Origin of the sequence: Enterobacter cloacae complex sp. P13B (genome assembly GCF_014895915.1) — a bacterium.
GTDB classification, from domain to species: Bacteria; Pseudomonadota; Gammaproteobacteria; order Enterobacterales; family Enterobacteriaceae; genus Enterobacter; species Enterobacter bugandensis.
This window is the reverse complement of sequence record NZ_JADBQN010000005.1, coordinates 44,268-68,051: the sequence shown is the minus strand read 5'-3', so window position 1 is coordinate 68,051 and position 23,784 is coordinate 44,268. Positions and strand designations below refer to the sequence as shown.

At 58.5% G+C, this 23,784-nt stretch carries 20 protein-coding genes and 1 pseudogene; 15 read left to right on the top strand and 6 right to left on the bottom strand.

Features of this window, described 5'->3' with window-relative positions:
* Window positions 1-77 precede the first annotated feature (77 nt).
* The 7 genes from IM273_RS02350 to IM273_RS02320 all read left to right on the top strand — a co-directional run bounded on the left by IM273_RS02350 (window position 78) and on the right by IM273_RS02320 (window position 10,556).
* Window positions 78-2,261 carry a TonB-dependent siderophore receptor gene (locus tag IM273_RS02350; protein WP_193051088.1) on the top strand — a complete coding sequence of 728 codons (2,184 nt, stop codon included), beginning with the start codon at window positions 78-80 and terminating at the stop codon, window positions 2,259-2,261.
* A 127-nt stretch (window positions 2,262-2,388) separates the two neighbouring features.
* The gene (locus IM273_RS02345) at window positions 2,389-4,362 is read left to right on the top strand and encodes a PhoX family phosphatase (protein WP_028012236.1); all 1,974 of its coding nucleotides are present in this window, start codon (window positions 2,389-2,391) and stop codon (window positions 4,360-4,362) included.
* Window positions 4,363-4,464: 102 nt separating this feature from the next.
* Window positions 4,465-5,853 (top strand): phenylalanine transporter, encoded by a 1,389-nt coding sequence (gene pheP, locus IM273_RS02340; RefSeq protein WP_028012237.1) that lies wholly within the window; start codon window positions 4,465-4,467, stop codon window positions 5,851-5,853.
* Window positions 5,854-6,097: 244 nt separating this feature from the next.
* A complete protein-coding gene (locus IM273_RS02335; RefSeq protein WP_048956981.1) occupies window positions 6,098-7,333 on the top strand; it encodes an MFS transporter in 1,236 nt (411 codons plus the stop codon).
* Between the two features lie 15 nt (window positions 7,334-7,348).
* A complete protein-coding gene (locus IM273_RS02330; RefSeq protein WP_193051090.1) occupies window positions 7,349-8,374 on the top strand; it encodes a sugar phosphate isomerase/epimerase in 1,026 nt (341 codons plus the stop codon).
* Complete coding sequence (locus IM273_RS02325) at window positions 8,367-9,509, top strand: Gfo/Idh/MocA family protein (protein WP_193051092.1); 1,143 nt, start codon at window positions 8,367-8,369, stop codon at window positions 9,507-9,509. Before IM273_RS02330 ends, IM273_RS02325 begins: the two co-directional genes overlap by 8 nt.
* 75 nt (window positions 9,510-9,584) lie before the next feature.
* Window positions 9,585-10,556, top strand: a complete 972-nt coding sequence (locus IM273_RS02320; protein WP_047367645.1) for a LacI family DNA-binding transcriptional regulator — start codon at window positions 9,585-9,587, stop codon at window positions 10,554-10,556.
* On the opposite strand, the gene IM273_RS02315 is transcribed toward IM273_RS02320, so the two are convergent.
* Window positions 10,557-11,801: a mechanosensitive ion channel family protein gene (locus tag IM273_RS02315; RefSeq protein WP_041911005.1), complete on the bottom strand. Its 1,245-nt coding sequence runs from the start codon at window positions 11,799-11,801 to the stop codon at window positions 10,557-10,559.
* A 65-nt stretch (window positions 11,802-11,866) separates the two neighbouring features.
* Window positions 11,867-13,303, bottom strand: a complete 1,437-nt coding sequence (locus IM273_RS02310) for an MFS transporter (RefSeq protein WP_045260720.1) — start codon at window positions 13,301-13,303, stop codon at window positions 11,867-11,869.
* Window positions 13,304-13,410: 107 nt separating this feature from the next.
* Between IM273_RS02310 and IM273_RS02305 the strand changes: the two genes are divergently transcribed.
* From IM273_RS02305 to IM273_RS02290, 4 genes are all read left to right on the top strand, one after another.
* Window positions 13,411-14,280, top strand: coding sequence for a helix-turn-helix transcriptional regulator (locus IM273_RS02305; protein ID WP_047367648.1), 870 nt, complete (start codon window positions 13,411-13,413; stop codon window positions 14,278-14,280).
* Window positions 14,281-14,419: 139 nt separating this feature from the next.
* The gene (locus IM273_RS02300; protein WP_193051094.1) at window positions 14,420-14,749 is read left to right on the top strand and encodes a type II toxin-antitoxin system RelE/ParE family toxin; all 330 of its coding nucleotides are present in this window, start codon (window positions 14,420-14,422) and stop codon (window positions 14,747-14,749) included.
* Window positions 14,730-15,017, top strand: a complete 288-nt coding sequence (locus tag IM273_RS02295) for a helix-turn-helix domain-containing protein (RefSeq protein ID WP_028012247.1) — start codon at window positions 14,730-14,732, stop codon at window positions 15,015-15,017. Before IM273_RS02300 ends, IM273_RS02295 begins: the two co-directional genes overlap by 20 nt.
* Window positions 15,018-15,095: 78 nt before the next feature.
* The gene (locus tag IM273_RS02290) at window positions 15,096-15,698 is read left to right on the top strand and encodes a hypothetical protein (protein ID WP_045260722.1); all 603 of its coding nucleotides are present in this window, start codon (window positions 15,096-15,098) and stop codon (window positions 15,696-15,698) included.
* A 27-nt stretch (window positions 15,699-15,725) separates the two neighbouring features.
* Here the strand turns inward: IM273_RS02290 and nfsB are convergent, their stop codons facing one another.
* The 3 genes and pseudogenes from nfsB to IM273_RS02275 all read right to left on the bottom strand — a co-directional run bounded on the left by nfsB (window position 15,726) and on the right by IM273_RS02275 (window position 17,456).
* Entirely contained in the window at window positions 15,726-16,379 is a 654-nt protein-coding gene (nfsB, locus tag IM273_RS02285) for an oxygen-insensitive NAD(P)H nitroreductase (RefSeq protein WP_047367650.1), read from the bottom strand.
* A gap of 120 nt (window positions 16,380-16,499) precedes the next feature.
* A complete protein-coding gene (locus IM273_RS02280) occupies window positions 16,500-16,868 on the bottom strand; it encodes an MmcQ/YjbR family DNA-binding protein (protein WP_045260724.1) in 369 nt (122 codons plus the stop codon).
* A pseudogene (locus IM273_RS02275) lies at window positions 16,858-17,456 on the bottom strand (TetR/AcrR family transcriptional regulator). The gene IM273_RS02280 and the pseudogene IM273_RS02275 overlap by 11 nt, the downstream one beginning before the upstream one ends.
* Before the next feature lie 191 nt (window positions 17,457-17,647).
* On the opposite strand from IM273_RS02275, the gene IM273_RS02270 reads away from it, so the two are divergent.
* Entirely contained in the window at window positions 17,648-18,751 is a 1,104-nt protein-coding gene (locus IM273_RS02270) for a RomA family MBL fold metallo-hydrolase (RefSeq protein WP_048998951.1), read from the top strand.
* 32 nt (window positions 18,752-18,783) lie between these two features.
* Window positions 18,784-19,125 carry a RamA family antibiotic efflux transcriptional regulator gene (locus IM273_RS02265; RefSeq protein ID WP_028012253.1) on the top strand — a complete coding sequence of 114 codons (342 nt, stop codon included), beginning with the start codon at window positions 18,784-18,786 and terminating at the stop codon, window positions 19,123-19,125.
* Window positions 19,126-19,181: 56 nt separating this feature from the next.
* On the opposite strand, the gene IM273_RS02260 is transcribed toward IM273_RS02265, so the two are convergent.
* Window positions 19,182-19,430: a DUF1158 domain-containing protein gene (locus tag IM273_RS02260; protein WP_041910998.1), complete on the bottom strand. Its 249-nt coding sequence runs from the start codon at window positions 19,428-19,430 to the stop codon at window positions 19,182-19,184.
* 488 nt (window positions 19,431-19,918) lie between these two features.
* On the opposite strand from IM273_RS02260, the gene IM273_RS02255 reads away from it, so the two are divergent.
* Together IM273_RS02255 and IM273_RS02250 are read left to right on the top strand one after the other, a co-directional pair.
* Window positions 19,919-22,627 (top strand): cation-transporting P-type ATPase, encoded by a 2,709-nt coding sequence (locus IM273_RS02255; protein WP_193051108.1) that lies wholly within the window; start codon window positions 19,919-19,921, stop codon window positions 22,625-22,627.
* 83 nt (window positions 22,628-22,710) lie between these two features.
* Window positions 22,711-23,775 carry an efflux RND transporter periplasmic adaptor subunit gene (locus IM273_RS02250; protein ID WP_193051096.1) on the top strand — a complete coding sequence of 355 codons (1,065 nt, stop codon included), beginning with the start codon at window positions 22,711-22,713 and terminating at the stop codon, window positions 23,773-23,775.
* The last annotated feature ends 9 nt before the right edge of the window (window positions 23,776-23,784 follow it).

Genomic DNA, 23,784 nt, shown 5'->3' with positions numbered 1-23,784 from the left:
CTCATTTGCATTGCAACCATTATATTCTAAGGCCCGTCCACGGGCTATTTTTGCGCGCACTTTCAAACGAGTTAACGATGAACAACACCAAAATGCACAAAACGCTGCTGGCGCTCGCCATTGGCGCGGTTACACATTCCGCCTGGGCGGCAGAGGATAAAAAAGAAGACACCATCGTTGTGCAGTCTGCACCTGCCGGCGACTTTAAACCCGGTGGCGATCAGCTGGTGCCGGCCTTCCTTGACGGGCAGGTGGCGAACGGCGGGCGAATGGGGATGCTCGGCCAGCAGAACGCCATGGACGTGCCGTTCAACATCATCAGCTACACCTCAAAACTGGTGGAAGATCAGCAGGCGAAAACCATTGCTGACGTGGTCGCCAACGACGCGGGCGTGCAGTTTGTGCAGGGTTACGGCAACAGCGCAGAAACCTTCCGCATTCGCGGCCTGAAGTTTGACGGCGACGACATGACCTTCGGCGGCCTCTCCGGCGTGCTGCCGCGTCAGGTGGTGGATGCCCAGATGGTTGACCGCATTGAGATCTTCAAAGGGGCCAACTCCCTGATGAACGGCGCAGCAAGCTCGGGCGTGGGCGGGATGATTAACCTTGAGCCTAAACACGCGGGCGACACCCCGCAGGCGAAAGTGGGCGTGGACTACACCTCGGATTCCCAGATTGGCACCACGCTGGATGCGGGGCGTCGCTTTGGCGATAACGACCAGTTCGGCGCGCGCGTGAACCTCGTGCATCGTGAAGGGGAAACCGGCGTACCGAACGATCGCCGCCGCACCACGCTGCTCTCCACCGGCCTGGACTACAAAGGCGACCGCTTCCGCACCTCGCTGGATCTGGGCTATCAGAAAAAAACCTTCCACGGCAGCCCGACCAGCGTCAACATCTCGGCGGTGGATTTTGTGCCAGAACCGCCGAAGAACGATCGTAACTTCTCGCAGAAGTGGGCCTACAGCGATATCGAAAACGAGTTCGGGATGTGGCGCAGCGAGTACGACATCACCGACAGCTGGACGGCCTATACCGGCCTGGGCGCGCAGCACGCGCATGAAGAAGGGATCTACAGCGCACCGAAGCTGGTGGACAAGAGCGGCAAGGCGACGGCCAGCCGACTGGATACCAACCGCATCAGCGATTCCGTCAGCGGCATGGCGGGCATTCGCGGCAACTTCAACACCGGCTTCGTCTCGCACAAGGTCAACGTCGGGTATTCCGCAATGACCAAAAACGAAAAAATCGCGTGGAAAATGTCGGCGGCGAAGGATAACCCGACCACCAACATCTACCACAACACCGGCGTGGATATGCCGGACAGCACCAACTTCAACGGCTCCGGCGGTAAATACAGCGATCCGCTGACCAGCGGGCGCACCCGCACCCAGGGCTGGCTGCTGAGCGATACCCTGGGCGTGCTTGATGACAAGCTGCTGTTCACCGCAGGCGTGCGCCATCAGAAAGTGGTCGTTCGCGGGTATAACAAAATTACCGGCGCAGAGAACGACGCGGACGGCTTCGACGGCAGCCGCTGGATGCCAACCTACGGCGTGGTTTACAAACCGTGGGAAGAAATTTCCCTCTACGCCAACCACACCGAAGCGCTGCAGCCGGGCAAAACCGCACCTAACACCGCCACCAACTACGGCCAGAGCACCGGCATCGTTCACTCTAAGCAGAACGAAGTGGGCGTGAAGGCGGACTTCGGGCGCGTGGGCGGCTCTCTGGCGCTGTTTGAGATTAAAATGCCCTCGGCGATCCTCGATGCTAACAACCACTACGGCCTGGATGCAGAGCAGCGTAACCGTGGCGTGGAGCTGAACGTCTTCGGCGAGCCGATGCTCGGGATGCGTCTGAACGCCAGCGCCACCTGGCTGCAGGCGGAGCTAACCAAAACCAAAAACGGCGTGAACCAGGGCAACGATGCGATCGGTATTCCGAACTTCTACGCCGTGCTGGGCGCGGAGTACGACATCAAGCCGGTTGACGGCCTGACAGCGACCGCGCGCGTGAACCACTCTGGCACGCAGTATGCCGACCTCGCGAACAGCAAAAAGCTGGATAGCTACACCACGCTGGATCTGGGCATGCGCTATCGCTTCGCGGTGAACCACAACGCAAACCAGATGACCGTGCGCGCGGGCATCGATAACGTGACCAATGAGAACTACTGGGCCAGCGTGGACGATTCCGGTACCTACATCACTCAGGGCGAACCGCGTACCTTTAAGGTCTCGGTTGGCTACGAGTTCTAAGCGTTCCACCTCGTTATCCGGGGCACGGATGCCCCCATCCTTCCGTCATCGTGTTATAAAATTGTAATAAAAGCTTCTTACACTGGTCGCCAACTCTTTACCTCTTGGCCAATGACAGGAAGCCGCTATGGGCAGACCCCTCAAATCCGTTTTTAAAAAAGAACATCGCGACGACATCGCTAACCGCAGCGCAAACCCGGTATTCTCCGAGGTGGCAGAGGTGTTCCTCTCCCGCCGCCGTTTTCTCCAGATGGGGGCCGTTGCGGGGGCCGCCGTATCATTCCCGTTTCTGATCAAACCTGAGAACGCCATTGCCGCGGTATCGAAACCTTCCGCGCTGGCAAAAGCGGTTTCCCTGGGCTTTACCAGCATCGACGTCTCCACCGAAGATACGGTCAGGGTGCCGGAAGGCTATATTGCCCGCCCGTTCTATCGCTGGGGTGACCCGACGGGGATCAAAAACAACATGCCGGCCTTTAAGCCGGACGCCAGCAACACCACGGACGAACAGGCCGTGCAGGCGGGCATGCACCACGACGGCATGGCGTGGTTTAGCCTGCCGCAGGGGGAGCAAAACCCGGAGCATGGCCTGCTGGCGATGAACCATGAATACATCGACAACGGGATGCTGTTTACCGACGGTACGGCGAACTGGAGCCTCGACAAGGCCCGCAAGGGGCAGAACGCGATGGGCGTCTCGGTGGTGGAAGTGAAAAAAGCGGGCAGCGACTGGCAGGTGGTACGCCCGTCTTCATATGCCCGCCGCATCACCGTCAATACGCCGATGCAGCTTACCGGCCCGGCGCGGCATCAGGACTTAATGAAAACCGCCGCCGACCCGCAGGGGGAGCGCGTGCTGGGCACCATGCAAAACTGCGCTAACGGCCACACGCCGTGGGGCACCTATCTCACCTGCGAGGAAAACTGGTCGGATATTTTTGTCAAAAAAGCCGATCTCAATCCGCTGGAAAAACGCTACGGCATCAGCGACAGCGATGAATCCTACCGCTGGAACGAGGTGGACGAGCGGTTCAGCGTCGATAAAACCCCTAACGAACCCAACCGTTTCGGCTGGGTCGTGGAGATCGACCCCTACAACCCCACCTCCACACCGCGCAAGCACACCGCCCTGGGCCGCTTCAAGCATGAGGGGGCTGCCGTCACGCTCGCCGCCGATAACCGCGTGGTGGTCTACATGGGGGACGATCAGAAGTTTGAGTACATCTATAAGTTTGTCTCGGACAAAAAATACGATCCCGCGAACCGGGAAGCCAATATGCAGCTGCTGACCTCCGGCACGCTGTACGTCGCCAGGTTCAACGAGGACGGGAGCGGAGACTGGCTGCCGCTGATCTTCGGGCAAAATGGCCTGGATAAGAGTAAAGGGTTTGAAAGCCAGGGGGATCTGCTGATTAAAACTCGCCTGGCGGCCGACGCGGTGGGGGCGACCAAAATGGATCGCCCCGAATGGATAGCCGTCGATCCGCACGCCAGCGGCAGCGTCTACTGTACGCTCACCAACAACAGCGATCGCGGGAAAGAGGGGAAAGCGCCGGTGGATGCCGCCAACCCGCGCGCCAACAACGTGTTTGGGCATATCATGCACTGGCACGAAGACGGGGCCGATCCTGCTGCCGCACGCTTTAAGTGGGATATTCTGGTCATGGCCGGACGCACCGACGGCGACGATCCGAAGGCCAAAGGCTCCATGCAGGGCGCGGCATTCGGCAGTCCTGATGGACTCTCTTTCGATCATCAGGGCGTCCTGTGGATCCAGACCGACGTCTCCTCCAGCACCATCAATAAGAAAGCGTACGAGGGGATGGGCAATAACCAGATGGTGGCGACTATTCCGGGCACCAACGAGTATCGCCGTTTCCTGACCGGGCCGCGCGGGTGTGAGATCACCGGCATTGCGTTTACGCCGGACAACCGCACGCTGTTTATCAACATTCAGCACCCAGGGGAGGGCGGGGATGATATTACCGACCCGGCCAATCCGCGCGCCGTCTCCAACTGGCCGGACGCCAGCCCGAACGGACGCCCGCGATCGTCCACGGTGGTGATCGTGAAAGCGGACGGCGGAATTATCGGGTCGTGACGTTTATCCGCCGGGCGCACGCGCTGGCCCGGCGTTAAGCTTGCTACCACCAGCATGAAGTGTTAAAACGTGCCCCTTCTAAAAAAGAGACAGGGGTAGGGCGTGAAAGACGCGTCATCCGCTTCAGGCCATGGTCGCGCTGAAGCCTCGTCGGATCAGAATCCGACGCTGCAACGTGGTTTGCAAAATCGACATATTCAGTTAATTGCCCTTGGCGGCGCAATCGGTACCGGGCTGTTTCTCGGCATCGGCCCCGCCATTCAGATGGCCGGCCCGGCGGTTCTGCTGGGTTACGCTATCGCCGGGGTTATCGCCTTCCTGATCATGCGCCAGCTCGGCGAGATGGTCGTTGAAGAGCCGGTGTCAGGCTCCTTCGCGCACTTTGCCTATAAATACTGGGGCCCGTTCGCAGGCTTCCTCTCCGGCTGGAACTACTGGGTGATGTTTGTGCTGGTGGGCATGGCAGAGCTGACCGCCGCCGGCATCTACATGCAGTACTGGCTGCCGGACGTGCCCACGTGGATCTGGGCGGCGGCCTTCTTCATCATTATTAACGCCGTTAACCTTGTGAACGTGCGCCTGTATGGTGAGACCGAGTTCTGGTTTGCGCTGATTAAGGTGCTGGCGATTATCGGCATGATCGGCTTTGGCCTGTGGCTGCTGTTCTCCGGCCACGGCGGCGAGCGTGCCACTATCGACAACCTGTGGCAGCACGGCGGCTTCCTGGCGACCGGCTGGAAAGGGCTCATCCTCTCGTTGGCGGTGATTATGTTCTCCTTCGGCGGTCTGGAGCTGATTGGCATTACCGCGGCCGAAGCGCGCGATCCGCACAAAAGCATTCCGAAAGCGGTCAACCAGGTGGTGTACCGTATTCTGCTGTTCTATATCGGCTCGCTGGTGGTGCTGCTGGCGCTTTACCCGTGGGTGGAAGTGAAGTCCGACAGCAGCCCGTTCGTGATGATTTTCCACGATCTCAACAGCAACGTGGTCGCTTCGGCACTGAACTTTGTCATTCTGGTGGCCTCTTTGTCGGTGTACAACAGCGGGGTCTACTCCAACAGCCGTATGCTGTTTGGCCTCTCCGTACAGGGCAACGCGCCGAAGTTCCTCACCCGCGTCAGCCGCCGCGGCGTGCCGGTGAATTCGCTGTTCCTTTCTGGCGCGATTACGTCTCTGGTAGTGCTAATTAACTACCTGCTGCCGAAACAGGCCTTCGGCCTGCTGATGGCGCTGGTTGTCGCCACGCTGCTGCTGAACTGGATCATGATCTGCCTCGCGCACCTGCGTTTCCGCGCGGCGATGCGCCGTAAGGGACGCGAGACGCAGTTCAAAGCGCTGCTCTATCCGGCGGGGAACTACCTCTGTATCGCGTTCCTGGCGTTGATTCTGGTGCTGATGTGCACCATGGATGAGATGCGGCTTTCAGCAATGCTGCTGCCGGTATGGGTGGTGTTCCTGTTTATCGCGTTTAAGCTCTCACGCAAAAAGTAGCCCGTTTTTCTCCCTCTCCCTGTGGGAGAGGGCCGGGGTGAGGGCAACAGACCGCGCCAAACCAGACCGCACCTGCCTTCACGCCCGGTGGCGCTGCGCTTACCGGGCCTACAAAACACTGTTTCATCATTATCGTGACCCCCCTCCCAAATCTTCTACGATCCACAGGATCTTTGTTTTGTAATCGATTACTTTTCATTTGAATTGTTTTGTAATCGATTACTTTTTCCGGGTGAGGCTTATCATGGTGTCAACTGAAAGTAGTGAAAAGGCGATAACACAGCACCGGCTACTGGTGCCGCGGCTGTCGCTGATGATGTTTCTGCAATTTTTTATCTGGGGTAGCTGGTCGGTCACACTCGGCCTGGTGATGACCCAGCACAACATGTCTCTGCTGATTGGCGATGCGTTCTCCGCCGGGCCCATCGCCTCCATTCTCTCGCCGTTCGTGCTCGGGATGCTGGTGGACCGCTTCTTCGCCTCGCAGAAGGTGATGGCGGTGATGCACCTCGCGGGCGCGGCGATCCTCTGGTTCGTGCCGGGGGCGCTGATTGCCGAGAACGGCGCGCTGCTGATTGGCCTGCTGTTTGGCTACACGCTCTGCTACATGCCGACGCTGGCGCTGACCAACAACATCGCGTTCCATAGCCTGGCGAACGTGGATAAAACCTTCCCGGTGGTGCGCGTGTTCGGCACCATCGGCTGGATCGTGGCGGGCATTTTCATCGGCGTCACCGGCGTGGCGTCCAGCGTTACCATCTTTAAGGTAGCGGCGGCCAGCTCCGTGCTGCTGGCGCTTTACAGCCTGACGCTGCCGCACACGCCTGCGCCCGCGAAAGGCCTGCCGGTGAAGGTGCGCGATCTTTTCTGCGCGGATGCGTTCGCGCTGCTCAAAACCCGCCACTTTTTCGTTTTCTCCGTCTGCGCGATGCTGATCTCCGTCCCGCTCGGCACCTATTACGCCTACACCGCCTCGTATCTGGCGGATGCAGGAATTGCCGACGTCAGCACCGCCATGTCCTTCGGGCAGATGTCCGAGATCTTCTTCATGCTGGTCATTCCGCTGCTGTTCCGCCGTCTGGGCGTGAAGGTCATGCTACTGATCGGCATGCTGGCGTGGTTCGTGCGCTACGCCATGTTCGCGCTGGGCGTCAGCGAGGAGGGGCGCATTCTGCTGTATCTCGGCATTCTGCTCCACGGCGTCTGCTACGATTTCTTCTTTGTCGTCGGCTTTATCTACACCGACCGGGTGGCAGGCGAAAAGGTGAAAGGCCAGGCCCAGAGCATGATCGTGATGTTCACCTACGGCATCGGCATGCTGCTCGGCTCGCAAATTTCCGGCGCGCTCTATAACCGCCTGGTGGCAGGGCAGACCGTGCCGCAGGCGTGGGTGACATTCTGGTGGATCCCGGCGGTAGCGGCCGCGGCGATCGCGCTGATTTTCCTTCTCACGTTTAAGTATGACGATGACAAGGCGTAACGTTCAGGAGGTGGTATGAGGACGATGAAAGGACCCGGCATTTTTCTGTCTCAGTTTATTGGCGCAGAAGCGCCGTTTAATTCGCTCGACGGGCTGGCTGAATGGGCGGCAGGTAAAGGTTATAAGGCGGTGCAGATCCCCTGCAACCATCCGCACATCTTTGACGTCGAGAAAGCGGCGGAGAGCCAGGCCTACTGCGACGACATCACCGCAAAGCTGGCCGCACACGGGCTGGTTATCAGCGAACTGTCGACCCATCTGGAAGGGCAGCTCGTGGCGGTGAACCCCGCCTACAGCGACGCGTTTGACCACTTCGCGCCCGCGTCCGTGCGCGGTAACGATGCTGCGCGTCGGGCGTGGGCCACGGAGAAGCTGAAGCAGGCGGCGGTCGCCTCGGCAAGATTAGGTCTGAAAGCGCACGCCACCTTCTCCGGCTCGCTGGCGTGGCCGTTTTTCTATCCGTGGCCGCCGCATAACGAGCAGCGTTTTCAGGAAGCGTTCGAGGAGCTGGCAACCCGCTGGCGGCCAATACTGGATACCTTTGGCGAGCAGGGCGTGGACGTCTGCTTTGAGCTGCATCCCGGGGAAGATCTGCACGACGGCGTGACCTTCGAGCGTTTTCTGGCGCTGGTGGATAACCATCCGCGCTGCAACATCCTCTTTGATCCGAGCCATATGCTGCTCCAGCAGATGGACTATCTGGCCTTTATCGACATCTTCCATGCGCGTATTAAAGCGTTCCACGTGAAGGATGCCGAGTTTCGCCCCGGCGGGCGCAGCGGCGTGTACGGCGGCTACCAGCCGTGGATCAACCGCGCCGGTCGCTTCCGTTCGCCCGGCGACGGGCAGATCGACTTTAAGGGCATTTTCAGCAAGCTGACCCAGTACGACTACGACGGCTGGGCAGTGCTGGAGTGGGAGTGCTGCCTGAAGGACGGCGATACCGGGGCGAGTGAAGGCAGCGAATTTATCCGCCGCCATATCATTCCCGTTTCCGGACGGGCGTTTGACGATTTCGCCGCAGGGGGCAGTCATGATTAACGTCGGGATCGTCGGCAGCGGGTTTATTGGCCCGGCACATATCGAGGCGCTCAGGCGCCTCGGGTTTGTTCAGGTGGTCGCGCTGTGCGACGGCTCGCTCGTTAAGGCGCAGGAAAAGGCGCGCCTGCTAAACGTACCGCACGCGTACGGCAGCGTTGAGGAGCTGCTCGCGCACCCTGATTTGCACGTGGTGCACAACTGCACGCCGAACCACCTGCACGCACAGATTAACCGCCAGATCCTGCGCGCGGGCAAGCACGTGTTTTCCGAAAAGCCGTTGTGCATGACGTCTGAGGAGGCGCGCGAGCTGGTGGCGCTGGCGGAGCAGGCGGGCGTGGTGCATGGCGTGAGCTTCGTCTATCGCCAGTTTGCGATGGTGCGTCAGGCGGCGAGCATGCTGCGCGCAAGCAGCCTCGGGCGGATTTTTGCCTCACACGGCAGCTACCTACAGGACTGGATGCTGCTGGAAACCGACTACAACTGGCGGGTGGATGCCGCGCTCGGCGGCGCATCGCGCGCGGTGGCGGATATCGGCTCCCACTGGTGCGACACGGTGCAGTTCGTCACCGGGCGGCGCATTACCGAGGTGATGGCGGATCTCTCCATCGTCTGGCCGACGCGCAGGGCCAGCAAGGGCGGGAATCAAACCTTCTCCCATGACGAACAGGCGGAGTATGAAGACAAACCAGTCACGACCGAAGACTTCGGCTCGGTGCTGTTCCGCTTTGACGACGGCAGCAAGGGCTGCTTTAGCGTCTCGCAGGTGAGCGCCGGGCGTAAAAACCGCCTGACCTTTGAGATCAACGGTAGCGAGCGCTCGCTGGCGTGGGACCAGGAGGTGCCGCAGCAGCTGTGGATCGGCCATCGTGCGCAGGCCAACCAGACGCTCACGGACGATCCGGGCCTGATGAACCCTGACGTGGCCGACAGCGCCCATTTCCCTGGCGGGCATATTGAAGGCTGGCCGGATGCCTTCAAAAATATGATGGCGCAGTTCTACCGCGCCGTGCAGGCGGGCGCAATGCCGGAGACGCCGCAGTTTGCGACGTTTCACGATGGCGCAAACGTGATGTATATCATTGATGCCATTGTGAAAAGCCATCAGCAGCAGCGCTGGGTGCGCGTGGAATGCTGACGCATTGCCCGGTTCGCCGGGCAACAAATTTATGGTAGCCTGCACAAAACGCTAACCGCAGGATGTATCGTCGCTATGTCAATTCAGAAAATCGCTCAGCTGGCCGGGGTTTCCGTGGCGACGGTCTCCCGCGTGCTGAATAACAGCGACACCGTGAAGGCGAAAAACCGCGAGCGCGTTCTGCAGGCGATTCAGGAGAGCAACTACCAGCCAAACCTGCTCGCCCGTCAGCTGCGCACCGCTCGCAGCTATATGATCCTGGTGATGGTGTCCAACATCGCCAACCCGTTCTGCGCCGAAGTGGTGAAGGGCATCGAAGCCGAGGCGGAGAAAAACGGCTACCGCATTCTGCTGTGCAACTCCGGCTCGGACATCGAGCGCTCCCGCTCGGGCTTGAGCCTGCTTTCAGGCAAAATCGTCGACGGCATTATCACCATGGACGCCTTCTCGAAGCTGCCGGAACTTGCCGCGCTGATTGGTTCTGCACCGTGGGTGCAGTGCGCCGAATACGCCGATGCGGGCGCGGTCTCCTGCGTCGGCATCAATGATGTGGACGCTTCACAGCATGCCGTCAGCCAGCTGGCCGACGGCGGCCGCAAGCGTATCGCGATGATCAACCACGATCTCAGCTACAAATATGCCCGCCTGCGCGAACGCGGCTACAAGAGCGTGCTCCACCTGCGGGATCTGGACTATCAGGCGGTGGAGTATGCCAGCGATCTCAGCTCCGGGGCGGGCATGGCGGCGATGCAAAACCTGTTAAAAGATAATCCGCCGGATGCGGTATTTGCCGTTTCCGATACGCTGGCGGCGGGCGCGCTGCGCGCCATTCAGCAGGCAGGTCTGCGGGTGCCAGAGGATATTGCCGTGGTCGGCTTTGACGGTACGGAGCTGGCGGACATGATTTCACTTACCACCATCGAACAGCCGTCGCGCGATATCGGGCGCAAGGCGGTCAATCTTCTCTTAAACAAAATCGACAATCCGGATGCGCCCACGGAAAGGGTGATGATGGACTGGCGCTTTATTTCCCGCGCCAGCACCTGATTATCTGGCAATAACGCCTGCCAGGGAGCGAATATCGTTCCCGGTCGGCGACTGGTGAATACGCAGGCCAAACTCATCCACTACCGCGAAAATATGGTCGAAGATATCGGCCTGAATATCTTCGTATTCCGCCCAGATTACCGTATTGGTAAAGGCATATATTTCAATCGGCAACCCGTTGGCATCCGGCGCCAGCTGGCGCACCATCAGCGTCATATCTTTACGAATACGCGGATGGTTACGCAGATATTCATTCAGGTAAGCGCGGAAGGTGCCGATATTGGTCATCTTGCGCAGGTTTAATACCGATTCCCCTTCGCCGTTCTGCTGATTCCACAGGCTAATTTCCTCATGGCGCGCGGCCAGATAAGGCTTCAGCAGTTTCGCCTGAATCAGCTTCTGCTGCTCCTGCTCGTCGAGAAAATGAATGCTGGTGGTATCGATATTCAGGCTGCGCTTGATGCGTCGCCCGCCGGAGGCGGACATCCCGCTCCAGTTGATAAAGGCGTCGGAGACCAGCGCCCACGTCGGAATGGTGGTGATGGTGTTATCGAAGTTGCGTACTTTAACGGTCGTCAGGCCGATGTCCGTCACCGTGCCGTTAGCGCCGTACTTCGGCATCTCCAGCCAGTCGCCGAGCTTGAGCATGTCGTTGGCGGAAAGCTGAATACCCGCCACAAGGCCGAGTATCGGGTCTTTAAACACCAGCATCAGGACGGCGGCCATCGCACCCAGACCGCTGATCAGAATCGCCGGGGACTGGCCGATCAGCAGGGAGATAATCAATATCCCCACCAGGATAGCGCTCACCAGCTTGATGCCCTGGAAGATCCCCTTCAGCGGCAGCTGCGAGGCGGTCGCCATCTTTTGCGACAGATTAAATATCACGTCCAGCAGCGAGAAGAAGGAGAGCAGGGCATAAACCATCACCCACAGCTTCGCGCAGGTGGTGAGTATTTCCGCCGCTTCGCTGCCTTTTTGCAGCCACAGTACCGCCTGAACGTTGACGATTATCCCCTGCAGGGTAAAGGCCAGACGGTGAAATAATTTATTCTGGGTAATAATTTGCAGCCATAAATGGCTACTGGCCTGCGCGCGTTTCTCGAATGCGCGCAGCACCAGTTTGTGCAAAATAAAATGAACAATGATGGCGGTGAGAAAAATAATACCAAAGATAATCACTAAAGAGGTGGTGTGATTAATTTCAATCCCTAACTCTTCAACCTGAGCAATTAATTCCTGCATAACGTCTCCTGTATTGATGCAGCCCCATAATGGCGGCTGCGGATCTATTATGCAAATTCACAGGGTTATTTGGCGGCCTCACAGACCTTCACTACCGGCAGGCAGAGACGATGACGCATGCGCAGCGTCGCCAGAGTCAGGATAACCATCAGGCCGGTTTCCACCGCCAGGAAAAGGTTAATCGCCTGCGCGTAATCCCCGTGGTAATTCTGCAGCCCGTGCAGCAAAATCGCCCCGAAAATGGCCGGTCCCAGACCCAGCGCGGCCTGCTGCAGCGTGCTGAGAATGGCGCTTGCGGCCCCTGCGTCGTCAGGCTGGATATCGCGCATCCCGATGCGGTAGAAGCTGTTTACAATCAGCGCCTGACCGTAGCCCACCAGCCCGGTGGCAGGGGCCAGCGTCAGCGCGGTGTTGTTCACGCCCCAAAGCCGGAACGTCGCGATGAGCGCCAGCAGGCCGATTATCTGAATTGCCAGACCCGTCAGCAGAATCGTGCTGGTACTGTAGCGGGCAATCAACCGCGGCGCGAACCAGGCAGAGATAAAATAGGTCACGCCCAGGGCGATAAAGCTGTTCCCGGACTGCCACGGCGCCATCCCCAGACCGGTCTGCATGGTCAGCGCCATACAGAACATAAACCCGGACCAGACGCTGAAAAAGAGCAGCGCAATCACGATGCCAAAGCGAACGCTGCGAAGCTGAAGCAGGCGTGGCGGGATCAGCGGATGGGCATTCTCTCGCTCCTTTTTGCGCGCGTTTCGCGCCATCAGCCAGGCCAGCGGAATAATGGCAAGAAGCATAACCTTCAGCGACCACGGCCAGTGCCACTGGGGACCGAGCGCCATCGGGAACAGCAGGCAGCAAAGAATGAGGGCCAGCAGCACGGTGCCTGTCCAGTCGATGCGCGACGGCGTTTCACGACGGGTTTCCGGCACGTAGCGGCGGCTTAACGCCAGCACCACCAGACAAATCGGCACGTTGATAAAGAAGGCGTTACGCCAGCCCAGCCCGGCGATATCCGCCGACACCAGCCAGCCGCCGCCCATCTGCCCGACGATAAACGCAATCCCGCCAATGCCGCCAAACAGGCTAATGGCTTTCGCGTGGGCGCTACCTTTTAGCGTGACGTGCAGCGTGGCGAGGATCTGCGGCATGATGAGCGCTGCCCCCGCGCCCTGAACGATGCGTGCGGCCAGCAGTTGTTCAATATTTCCCGCCATCCCGCACAGCAGCGAGGCCAGCCCAAAAACGGCCACGCCCCACATAAACAGGCGACGGCGGCCAAGGTTATCCCCCAGCTTGCTGCCGAGCGCAAGGCAGACGGCAAAGGCCACGCCGTAGAGAGCGACAATGAGCTCCAGCTCGGTGGCGGTGGCATGCAGCGAGTGGGTGATGGCGTCCAGCGCCACGTTGGTGATTGAGGTATCAATCATCGGCAGCATCTGGCCGGTTAACAGCAATATCAGGCCTGCGCGACCCGGTGAAACAACTGACGTATTCATGGTAACTCCATTGCGTCATTCATCAGATGGTCGTAGCATCAACCATCTGATAAACGGGTACCAGTTCTTGCTTATACTGGTACTGGCACTACCATGCAGGGGGATTTATGGCCTTGATGTCTGAACCCGTCACCTCACTTCAGGATGACACCCGAAAACAGCTGGGGGCATTTTTACGTGCCCGGCGGGAAAGCCTCGATCCCCAGCGTCTCGGCCTGCCGCGCAGCGGTCGGCGGCGCACGCCGGGCCTGCGCCGGGAAGAGGTGGCGATGCTCGCTGACGTGGGCGTGACCTGGTACACCTGGCTTGAGCAGGGCAGAGACGTCAACCCCTCCAGCGCAGTGATGGCCGCCATCGCAAAAGCGCTGCAGTGCACCCCGACCGAGGCCCGGCATCTTTTCGTGCTCGCCGGCTTGCCGCCGGGTGAAGCCCCGCAGGCGGTCTGCTGCGAGGGCATCAGCGAAGGCACGCGCCGCCTGCTCGATACCCTGATGCCTAAACCCGCCAGCATTCAGAAGCCCAACTTCGACATCGTCGCGTGGAATGACAGCTTCGGGCATCTCATGGGCGTCGATTTCAACGCCATCCCGCCGGAAGACCGCAACTGTATTTATCTGTTCCTTACCCATCCGGCGTGGCGCGCGCGTCTCGGCAGACGCGACGACGTGCTGCCGATTTTCGTCTCCTACTTCCGCGCGGCAATGGCCGAGCACCGGGGCGACCCGCTCTGGGAAGCCAAACTGGCGCGCTTCTTCGCGGTGTCCGAAGAGTTCAAAACCCTGTGGCACCAGCGCAACGACGTGCGCGGCGTAGAGAACCAGCTCAAGCTGTTTACCCATCCAGAATTGGGAGATTTTACGCTGCAGCAGATGTACTGGTACTCCGCGCCGCGAAACGGATCGCGGCTGCTGGTGTATCTGCCGGTGGATGAGGCGGGGGAAAGGGCGATGGAATGGCTGGCGGCACAGGGGAAGTAAGTTTTTTGCGAGGGGCTTTCAGGGAATCAAAGCGGGTCCGGTTCTTCCTGTTAAAAATGGTTAAGGTGGGACACGAAAAGCTAAATTAGCCTTTAATGCAAATTGCCTTATATGCTAATATCATCAGGGATGAAATATCGTGTTCAGACTTATCGTTCATGAGGCGGTAAGGGAAGAGATTCTCTTACTGCCTGCTGGGGTGAAGGCGAAGCTGATTCGCCAGCTTGATAAATTGCGTTTAAACCCGACGGCTCTTCGGGAACCTGACAGCAAACCATTGCCGCATGGCCTGTTTGAAATAAGGACCGTTGGGCTGATCCATACCCGAGGTATCTATGTTTACCAGCGGGAAAAGACGATTTTTCTTTTGCGCGTGTTTGTTAAGAAGACGCAAAAAACGCCCTCTGCTGAACTTCGTCTGGCACTGAAGCGACAACAGGAGATGTGGGATGAGCAAGAAGATTATTGACTGGGATGAACTCAGGGCTGAACTGTTAAGCGATTCAGAGGTTCAGGCTTCCTTTGATGCAGAAGAGCGCAAGGAGCGTTTGCGGGAGATGCTGGCGCAATGGCGCAATCATGCTGGCCTGACGCGCGCCCAGGTGGCGGAGCGGATGGGCGTCAGCGCACCAACGGTATCAAGAATGGAAGCGAATATTACCCGGGCGAGTCTCGATACATTAACGCGTTATGCGCTGGTGTGCGGGATAAAGCATCCGCAGATTACGCTCTATTGACGCTTAATCAACTTGCTGAATTTACGCGATTTCTATTGGAAGTTAAGTTGACTATACTTATGCGATGAGAAACAACTAATGTCGCCACTAATGATTGATTCCGCAGAGTTCAGCCAAAAACTCGGGCTTATCTCCCGAAACGTCGAACATACCGAAGCATTTCTGGCGCGGGGTACTGCGGATTTTCATCTGCCGGGGTTCTTGCTGCCTGTCGGATACCGGCTTTTAAAATCGCGTTATGGTGATGAATATCGTCTCGTGACTACCGATGACGGTAAGCCTTATACGGCGTATGCCGTGAAGCTTACATTTCATAAAGAAATTACCTTTCCCCACGGTGCCGCCACGCAGGTGATGGTATGGCGCACCCCGCGCGCCGTCCACCAGCGCGTAATAAGCGGATTACCGCAATTATTTTTCCAGTGGGTGCTCAGCGAATACGACATCGTTGTCTCCGACAGCGAGCAAACGGGGGACGGGCAACGGTTTTGGCTGCGCATGATCGACTGGGCGTTCACCATGAACTATCGCATTAGCGTGGCAGACGGTACAGTGGGAGAAGAATGGACGTTAACGCCCGTAAACTCTTACGCCGAGCTGGAAGAGCGCTGGATTGCCTTTGCCTGGGGAAGCGATCGCGATGTACATCCACACCGCAGGCTGGTTATCAGTAAAACGTAACGGGCCGCGTGCAGCGGCCCGTTTGAATCAGCACTCGGTCACAATCGTGCTCAGCGGCAGACGAGACTTCGGCAGCGTGGCGTTAAAATCTTCCACGCTGTGGTGCCCGACCGGGACCACCACCAGGCTGGTGAAGCCTTTCTCTTTCAGGCCAAACTCTTCATCCAGAATCGCCGCGTCAAAGCCTTCAATCGGCACCGCGTCCAGACCCATCGCGCCCACGCCCAGCAGGAAGTTACCGACGTTCAGGTAAACCTGTTTCGCCATCCACTGGTCGTCATCTTTCAGATCCACGCGGTGCATGTCGGCGAAGTAGGTGCGGCCCTTATGGTTCGCGGCTTTAGCTTCCGGCGTGTTGAAACGGCCATCGGCCTCTTCCTGGTCGACAACGCGTTCCAGCCAGGCGTCGTCCATCGCGGTTTTCGCGCAGAACACCACCACGTGAGAGGCGTCCAGCATTTTGCGTTCGTTGAACACGTAAGTGCCTGCGGCGGATTTTGCCACGCGGGCTTTTCCTTCCTCGGTGCTGGCCACAATGAAGTGCCACGGCTGGGAGTTGGTGCTGGAAGGGCTGTACTGCAGCAGGGTTTTGATTTTCTCTGCTTCTTCAGCGGTCAGTTTTTTGGTTGGGTCGAACGCCTTGGTAGAGTGGCGTTTCAGGGCGACAGAAATGATATCCATGACTACTCCTGGTAATGAAATTCGCCCGTGCGCGGGCGCGAAAGGAGAGCAGATTACCGCGCGAAGCGGCAAAAGATAAGTGCGATTCGAGCGGTTATACTGTTCGGCACAGACGAACAATCAGGCAGGGCGTATCCATTTCTGGTCTTTTTTCGGCAGCTTATCGACGACCAGGTTCCACGAATCCGCGATCAGGTCGGCGACCAGTTCTGGCGTGATGTCCTCGGTGCCGTAGAGCGAAATCCAGTGTTTTTTATTGAGGTGGTAGCCCGGCTCAACGCCACGATAAATCTGCTGATTTAACAGGGATTTTTCCGGGTCGGATTTCAGGCTAACGTGGGGGCGTCCGTGCGCGGTGGCCATCAGCATAAAAATTTTCCCGCCCACCTTAAACACGTCGTACTCGGGGCCAAACGGCCAGCAGTGTTCGGTGAAAGGCATCTCCAGCGCGACGCGTTTTGCGTGCGCCTGCAGGGATTTACTGTCCATCGTTATCCTCCTGAGCCAGCCCGCGCCACATGGCTTCGAAACCCAGCGCTTTAAAATCGGTGGCGCGGGACGGATCGCGGGTGGCAAACTCCATGGTGGTTTCCGCCAGCGATAAGAAAAGCGCATCGCCAAACGTTTTGAATTCATCGGACATAAACACCGGGCGCACCGAACGGCGGCATAGCTCGTGAAGTTCCGGAAACATCTCTTTCACTGCCTGTTCCGTTTCAGCGCTCAGCTTTTCACTCACGCCAATCTGGCGGATCGCCGCATGCGCCACGGGGTTACGAATCCCCCAGTCCACGTAGCTGTTCCAGATATTGCGGGTATGCTCTTTAGGAAGCGTGAGGGTGCGATCGAGGTTCGCCAGCATGGTCTGGCAGAGATCCTGCTTGAGGTGCAGGTAAAGGGCATTCAGCAGATCGTCTTTTGTAGCAAAGTAGCAAAGTAGCGAAACAGCGTGCCTTCAGCGACGCCCGCATTACGGGCAATTAACGCCGTTGAGGCGGCAATACCTGACTGTGCAAATGCCACCGTCGCGGCTTCCAGTAAGGCCTGTTTTTTATCTTCACTTTTCGGACGTGCCACTAAATTTTTCCCCCTTTCAATTATAAAAACCCTGATTGAAACACGTGCTTTGACACGCTGCAACGCGGAATGTCAAAGATCGAAAACGTCTTGACGACTTTATCATCATATCTATAATGAGTGCTTACTCACTCATAATCAAGTTTCCCCCCGCGTAAACCATCGGATGGCGCGCGTTTTCGGGTCAGGATATGAAAAAGCCTCTCTTCATCTGCGTGGTGTTCCTCATGATTATTGCTTCAGCTGCGAGTTTACCGTTTGTTCTGAATGCCGGATTTGGCCAGCCGCCGCAGGGTGCGCAGCTCACGGAAGTGGAGGCTTCTCCGCACTATCGCGACGGGAAGTTTCACAACGCGCTCCCGACGCCTGGCTTTACCGGGCAGCAAAACATGCTGGTGGCGTGGTGGCAGTTCCTGACCCGTAAAACCGAAAACGCTCGTCCGGCGCAGCCGCTGCCGCTGGTGAAAACCGATCTGGCGAGCCTGCCTCTGGAGGAGGATACGCTGGTGTGGCTCGGCCACTCCTCGTGGTATATGCAGCTGGCGGGAAAACGCATTCTGATCGACCCGGTCCTCGGCAACTACGCCGCGCCGTTCTCGTTCCTCAATAAAGCGTTTGCGGGAGAGTATCCGTGGCGCGCGGAGAGCATGCCGGAAATCGACCTGCTGATTATCTCGCACGATCACTACGACCATCTGGACTACGCCACCATCCGGGCGCTGCTGCCGAAGGTGAAGCGCGTCGTTACGCCGCTCGGCGTGGGCTCCCACCTGCGCTACTGGGGAATGAAGCCTGAGATTATCGACGAACGGGACTGGAACCAGTCGGTGCACATCAGCGATGCGCTGACGGTTCATGTTCTGCCCGCGCGCCACTTCTCGGGGCGCGGCATTAAGCGTGACCAGACCCTGTGGGGCAGCTTCATGTTTGTCACGCCAGAGCAGAAGGTCTACTACAGCGGCGATTCCGGTTATGGCCCGCACTTTAAGGCCATCGGCGAGCAGTTTGGTGAAGTGGATTTAGCCATCATGGAAAACGGCCAGTACGACCAGGACTGGAAGTACATCCACATGCTGCCGGATGAAACGGCGCAGGCCTCGGCGGACCTCAATGCGAAAGCGGTGGTGCCGGGGCATAACGGACGCTTCGTGCTGGCGAAACACACCTGGAACGATCCGCTGATCCAGCTGGCGCGGGCCAGCAAGGACAAAAATTATCGGCTGCTGACGCCGGAGCTGGGTGAGCCGGTCCGTGTGAGCGATAGCACGCAACAATTTCGTGAGTGGTGGGAATAATGTTGAACCAAGAAACAGAGGGGGAGAGCAGCATGACGATTTCCGCTCAGGTCATTGATACGATTGTCGAATGGATCGATGACAACCTACACCAGCCGCTACGCATCGAAGAGATCGCCCGCCACGCGGGTTACTCCAAGTGGCATTTACAGCGGCTGTTTATGCAGTACAAAGGCGAAAGCCTGGGGCGCTACATCCGCGAGCGCAAGCTGCTGCTGGCGGCGCGGGATCTGCGTGAATCTGACGAGCGCGTGTACGAAATCTGCCTGCGCTACGGCTTTGAATCGCAGCAGACGTTTACGCGCATCTTTACCCGCACCTTCCATCAGCCGCCCGGGGCTTACCGAAAAGAGAACCATAGTCGGGCGCATTGAAATTGACGAAACAAAGGCCGGGTAAGGCATCGCTGCTACCCGGCTTTTTTATTGGCCTACGACGCCAGTGAAAACCAGCGGCGCCAGACGAAACGCAGGATGAAGAATTCGATAGCGCCGAGCAGTAAAAACCACACGCAGAACAAAATGGTGTAGAGCTGGTTCAGATCGACCATATGAAAGGTTTGAACCAGCTTCTGCGCTAGCACCAGACCCAGCGACGGCGCGGGTAGCAGTAAGCAAGAGATCAGGGCCATCAATAAAATGCCCCCCGCAGTCAGCAGCGATTCCAACGGGTGTTTCATCGTAATGTTAATCGTCAGTTAAAAATGTCATTGTCCGGCATCCTTTAACGTAAAGCAATATCAACCCGGCGGCCCTTTTTTAATTAAATAATTCCTTCCCCCGAAGAATAATGCGCGGAAGGAGAATAATTTAATCCTGATGATTAAATTAATATCGCGCTATGTAAATAAATGTCTGCATCACGAAAATAATTTTACAAACATATAGGTGCTATATCCAATTAACGTCGCAATAACAATGGCTGCGACAATGTATAACGCCAGGCGCCGTCCGCGATAAATACCAAACATGGTTCCCCCTCGTTTAGGATTGGTTTAGAAATATTTTGTAAAAATCAGCTCGTCGAAATAATTTTAATCAATTTTGAATAACCCAGTGGTAAATATATTGCGGTAGATCAATTTTACCCGCAAGACTTTAAAATCAATTTATTTAAGCCAGAAAGGAATTCAGGCTTCTGTTCACCGGATATTGAAGGAAAAATATGATGACCGAAAAAAAATACTCCCCAAACGTGCCGCCTTCCGGCGGGCTGGCATACCAGCAGACCGCAGAGCAGGTGCTTACCCACGTGCAGAGCCAGGCCAGCGGTCTGGATCGTGCAGAGGCGCAGGCGCGTCTGCAAAAAACAGGGCCGAACGCGCTGCCGGAGAAAAAAGGTAAACCCGCCTGGCTGCGTTTTTTGGCCCATTTTAACGATGTGCTGATTTACGTTCTGCTGGCCGCCGCGGTATTAACGGCGGTAATGGGGCACTGGGTCGATACGCTGGTAATTTTGGGCGTGGCGGTCATCAATGCGCTAATTGGCCACATTCAGGAAAGCAACGCGGAAAAATCGCTGAAGAGTATTCGCAATATGCTTTCCAGCGAGGCGCGCGTTATTCGTAACGGCAGCCATGAAACCATACCGACGACGGAAATAGTTCCGGGCGATATTATTGTATTGCGCGCGGGGGATCGTATTCCGGCGGATATGCGTTTAATCGAGGCGCATAATTTACGCGTGGAGGAGGCGATTCTCACCGGTGAGTCCACCGTGGTGGATAAACACACGAATCCGCTGAGCGGCGAATTACCGCTGGGCGACCGCACCAATATGGTCTTTTCCGGGACGACCGTGAGCGCAGGCGGCGGCATCGGCGTGGTCATTGCCACCGGTAAGGATACGGAGCTCGGCCACATCAACCAGATGATGGCGGGCATTGAAAAGCACCGTACCCCGCTGCTGGTGCAGATGGACAAGCTCGGTAAAGCGATCTTCGCCATTATCCTGGCGATGATGGCCGCGCTGTTCGTCTTCAGCCTGATGTTCCGCGAGATCCCGATGGGCGAGCTGCTGCTCTCCCTGATCAGCCTGGCGGTCGCCTCCGTACCGGAAGGCCTGCCGGCGATTATCTCCATCATCCTCTCCCTGGGCGTACAGGCGATGGCACGCAAGCGGGCGATTATCCGCAAGCTGCCGACGGTTGAAACGCTGGGCGCGATGACCGTGGTCTGCTCGGATAAAACCGGGACCCTGACCATGAACGAGATGACGGTAAAAGCCATCATCACCGCCGACGTCTGCTACCGCGTGGACGGCAACAGCTACGAGCCGGTAGGCAATATCTACCTGGAAGGCAGCGACGAGCCGGTGCAGATCCTGCCGGGCACCGTCCTGGAGCAGTACCTGCGCACCGTTGACCTGTGCAACGACAGCCAGCTGATTCAGGACGAGCGTGGCCTGTGGGGCATCACCGGCGGGCCAACCGAGGGCGCGCTGAAGGTGCTGGCGGCGAAGGCCAGCCTTGAGCCGGTGGCGACCACGCTGGTTAACAAGATCCCGTTCGATTCTCAGTACAAGTACATGAGCACCCACTACCAGATTGGCGGTGAGGAGCAGATTTTGATTACCGGCGCGCCGGACGTCATTTTCGCCCTGTGCAACCAGCAGCAGACGCGTAACGGTGCGCAAGCGTTCAACCGTGCGTACTGGGAAACGGAGATGGAGCGCTATGCGCGTCAGGGGCTGCGCATGGTTGCCGCGGCGTTCAAACCGGCGAACGGCGAGCAGGAGCTGACGCACGACGACCTGAGCCACGGCCTGATCTTCCTCGGCATCGCCGGAATGATGGATCCGCCGCGCCCGGAAGCGATTGATGCGATTAACGCCTGCCAGCAGGCGGGGATCCGCGTCAAGATGATCACCGGGGATCACCCGCAGACGGCGATGAGCATCGGCCAGATGCTGGGGATCACCAACAGCGAGCAGGCGGTCACCGGCTATCAGCTGGAGAAAATGGACGACGCCGAGCTGGCGGAAGCGGCGGTGAAGTATGACATCTTCGCCCGTACCAGCCCGGAGCATAAGCTGCGCCTGGTGAAAGCGCTGCAGGACAAAGGTGAAATTGTCGGCATGACCGGTGACGGCGTAAACGATGCCCCGGCGCTGCGCCAGGCGGACGTCGGCATCGCGATGGGCATCAAAGGCACGGAAGTCACCAAAGAGGCGGCGGACATGGTTCTGACGGACGATAACTTCGCCACCATCGCCAGCGCGGTGAAAGAGGGGCGGCGCGTTTACGACAACCTGAAGAAAACCATCCTGTTCATCATGCCGACCAACCTGGCGCAGGGGCTGCTGATCGTGATTGCGCTGCTGGCGGGGAACATCATTCCGCTAACGCCGGTGCTGATTCTGTGGATGAACATGGCGACCTCCGCCACGCTCTCCTTCGGCCTGGCCTTTGAGGCCGCCGAGCGCAACATCATGCGCCGCCCGCCGCGCCAGACCGGGCAGCACGTAATGGACGCCTACGCCGTGTGGCGCGTGGCCTTCGTCGGCACCATGATTGCCATCGCCGCCTTTGCGCTTGAAGCCTGGCTGGCCCCGCGCGGGCACAGCGCGGAGTTCATCCGCACCGTGCTGCTGCAGATGCTGGTCTGCGCCCAGTGGGTGTACATGATTAACTGCCGCAACACCGAAGGGTTCTCCCTCAACCGCGGCCTGCTGGCGAACAAAGGGATCTGGCTGGTGACGGGCGTACTGTTCCTGCTCCAGGCGGCGATTATCTACCTGCCGTTTATGCAGATGCTGTTCGGCACCGAAGCGCTGCCGCTGCGCTACTGGTTCGTGACGCTGGCGGTGGCTGGGGTGATGTTCTTCGTCGTCGAAATCGAGAAGCGACTGACCCGCAGGTTCCGTAAGGCTGCATAACGAAAATCTTACCCCTCACCCTAACCCTCGCCCCTTTGGGGAGAGGGCCGGGGTGAGGGGAGAAACAACGCTGAGGTACTCCCATGAAACTTCCACTCCTGTTCGCCCTTCTTGTCAGTACCCTGCAACCCGTCTTCGCCGCCGCGGTCCCCGTTCGCGTCGCCACCGTGGAGCAGACCGCCCACGCCGCCGAGCGCCAGATCCCGGGCCGCATCGAAGCCATTCACACCGTTGAGCTGCGCGCGCGTACGGAAGGCGTGATAACGAAAATCAACTTCCGCGACGGGCAGTACGTGAAAAAAGGCGACGTGCTGTTCGAGCTGGACGACGCCGAGCCGCGCGCTGCACTGCGTCTGGCGCAGGCCGAAGTGAGAAGCGCTGAAGCCACGCTGCGTCAGGCGCAGCAGCAGCTTTCCCGCTTCGAAAGCCTGGGCAACAGCAACGCCATCAGCCGTCACGACGTGGACAACGCCCGCATGCAGCGCGACGTGGCGAGCGCCGCGCTGGAGCAGGCGAAAGCCCGGCTCGACACCCGCAGCGTCACCCTGAACTACACCCGCATCACCTCGCCGATTGACGGTCGCGTGGGCCACAGCCAGTTCCACGTGGGCAGCCTGGTGAATCCTGCCAGCGGCGTGCTGGTGGAGGTGGTGCAGCTCGATCCCATCCGCATCGCCTTTGCGCTGGAGGAGGGGACGTTTGCCACCAAAGCCGGACAGCACGCGGATATCGGTGCCATGAAGCAGGCCTGGCAGGCGCTGATCGACAGCAACGGCCAGCGCGTCGGCGGGGAACTTACCTCCGTGGACAACCGCATCGATCCGCGCACCGCCAGCGTGATGCTGCGCGCCGAGTTTGCTAACCCGCGCCACCAGCTGCTGCCCGGCGGCAATGTGAATGTTTATCTGCGTCCGGCGAGCGAGCAGCCGGTGCTGACGCTGCCTGCCGCTGCGGTTCAGCAGAACGGCGACGGCTACTTTGCCTGGGTCGTTAACGCCGACGGCAACGCCGAAATGCGCCCGCTAAACGTGGCCGGCCAGATCGGCCAGCAGTTTCAGATTGCCTCCGGCGTGAAGCCCGGTGAGCGAGCGATTACCGACGGCGCGCAGCGCGTGCAGCCTGGCGCTGCCGTCCAGATACTCAATTAAGGAGCCATC

Bases quoted from the DNA above. Each gene is read 5' to 3' on its own strand.
- IM273_RS02350 (WP_193051088.1), top strand. From the start codon at position 78: ATGAACAACACCAAAATGCACAAAACGCTGCTGGCGCTCGCCATTGGC.
- IM273_RS02345 (WP_028012236.1), top strand. From the start codon at position 2,389: ATGGGCAGACCCCTCAAATCCGTTTTTAAAAAAGAACATCGCGACGAC.
- IM273_RS02335 (WP_048956981.1), top strand. From the start codon at position 6,098: ATGGTGTCAACTGAAAGTAGTGAAAAGGCGATAACACAGCACCGGCTA.
- IM273_RS02330 (WP_193051090.1), top strand. From the start codon at position 7,349: ATGAGGACGATGAAAGGACCCGGCATTTTTCTGTCTCAGTTTATTGGC.
- IM273_RS02325 (WP_193051092.1), top strand. From the start codon at position 8,367: ATGATTAACGTCGGGATCGTCGGCAGCGGGTTTATTGGCCCGGCACAT.
- IM273_RS02320 (WP_047367645.1), top strand. From the start codon at position 9,585: ATGTCAATTCAGAAAATCGCTCAGCTGGCCGGGGTTTCCGTGGCGACG.
- IM273_RS02315 (WP_041911005.1), bottom strand. From the start codon at position 11,801: ATGCAGGAATTAATTGCTCAGGTTGAAGAGTTAGGGATTGAAATTAAT.
- IM273_RS02310 (WP_045260720.1), bottom strand. From the start codon at position 13,303: ATGAATACGTCAGTTGTTTCACCGGGTCGCGCAGGCCTGATATTGCTG.
- IM273_RS02305 (WP_047367648.1), top strand. From the start codon at position 13,411: ATGGCCTTGATGTCTGAACCCGTCACCTCACTTCAGGATGACACCCGA.
- IM273_RS02295 (WP_028012247.1), top strand. From the start codon at position 14,730: ATGAGCAAGAAGATTATTGACTGGGATGAACTCAGGGCTGAACTGTTA.
- IM273_RS02290 (WP_045260722.1), top strand. From the start codon at position 15,096: ATGTCGCCACTAATGATTGATTCCGCAGAGTTCAGCCAAAAACTCGGG.
- nfsB (WP_047367650.1), bottom strand. From the start codon at position 16,379: ATGGATATCATTTCTGTCGCCCTGAAACGCCACTCTACCAAGGCGTTC.
- IM273_RS02280 (WP_045260724.1), bottom strand. From the start codon at position 16,868: ATGGACAGTAAATCCCTGCAGGCGCACGCAAAACGCGTCGCGCTGGAG.
- IM273_RS02270 (WP_048998951.1), top strand. From the start codon at position 17,648: ATGAAAAAGCCTCTCTTCATCTGCGTGGTGTTCCTCATGATTATTGCT.
- IM273_RS02265 (WP_028012253.1), top strand. From the start codon at position 18,784: ATGACGATTTCCGCTCAGGTCATTGATACGATTGTCGAATGGATCGAT.
- IM273_RS02260 (WP_041910998.1), bottom strand. From the start codon at position 19,430: ATGAAACACCCGTTGGAATCGCTGCTGACTGCGGGGGGCATTTTATTG.
- IM273_RS02255 (WP_193051108.1), top strand. From the start codon at position 19,919: ATGACCGAAAAAAAATACTCCCCAAACGTGCCGCCTTCCGGCGGGCTG.
- IM273_RS02250 (WP_193051096.1), top strand. From the start codon at position 22,711: ATGAAACTTCCACTCCTGTTCGCCCTTCTTGTCAGTACCCTGCAACCC.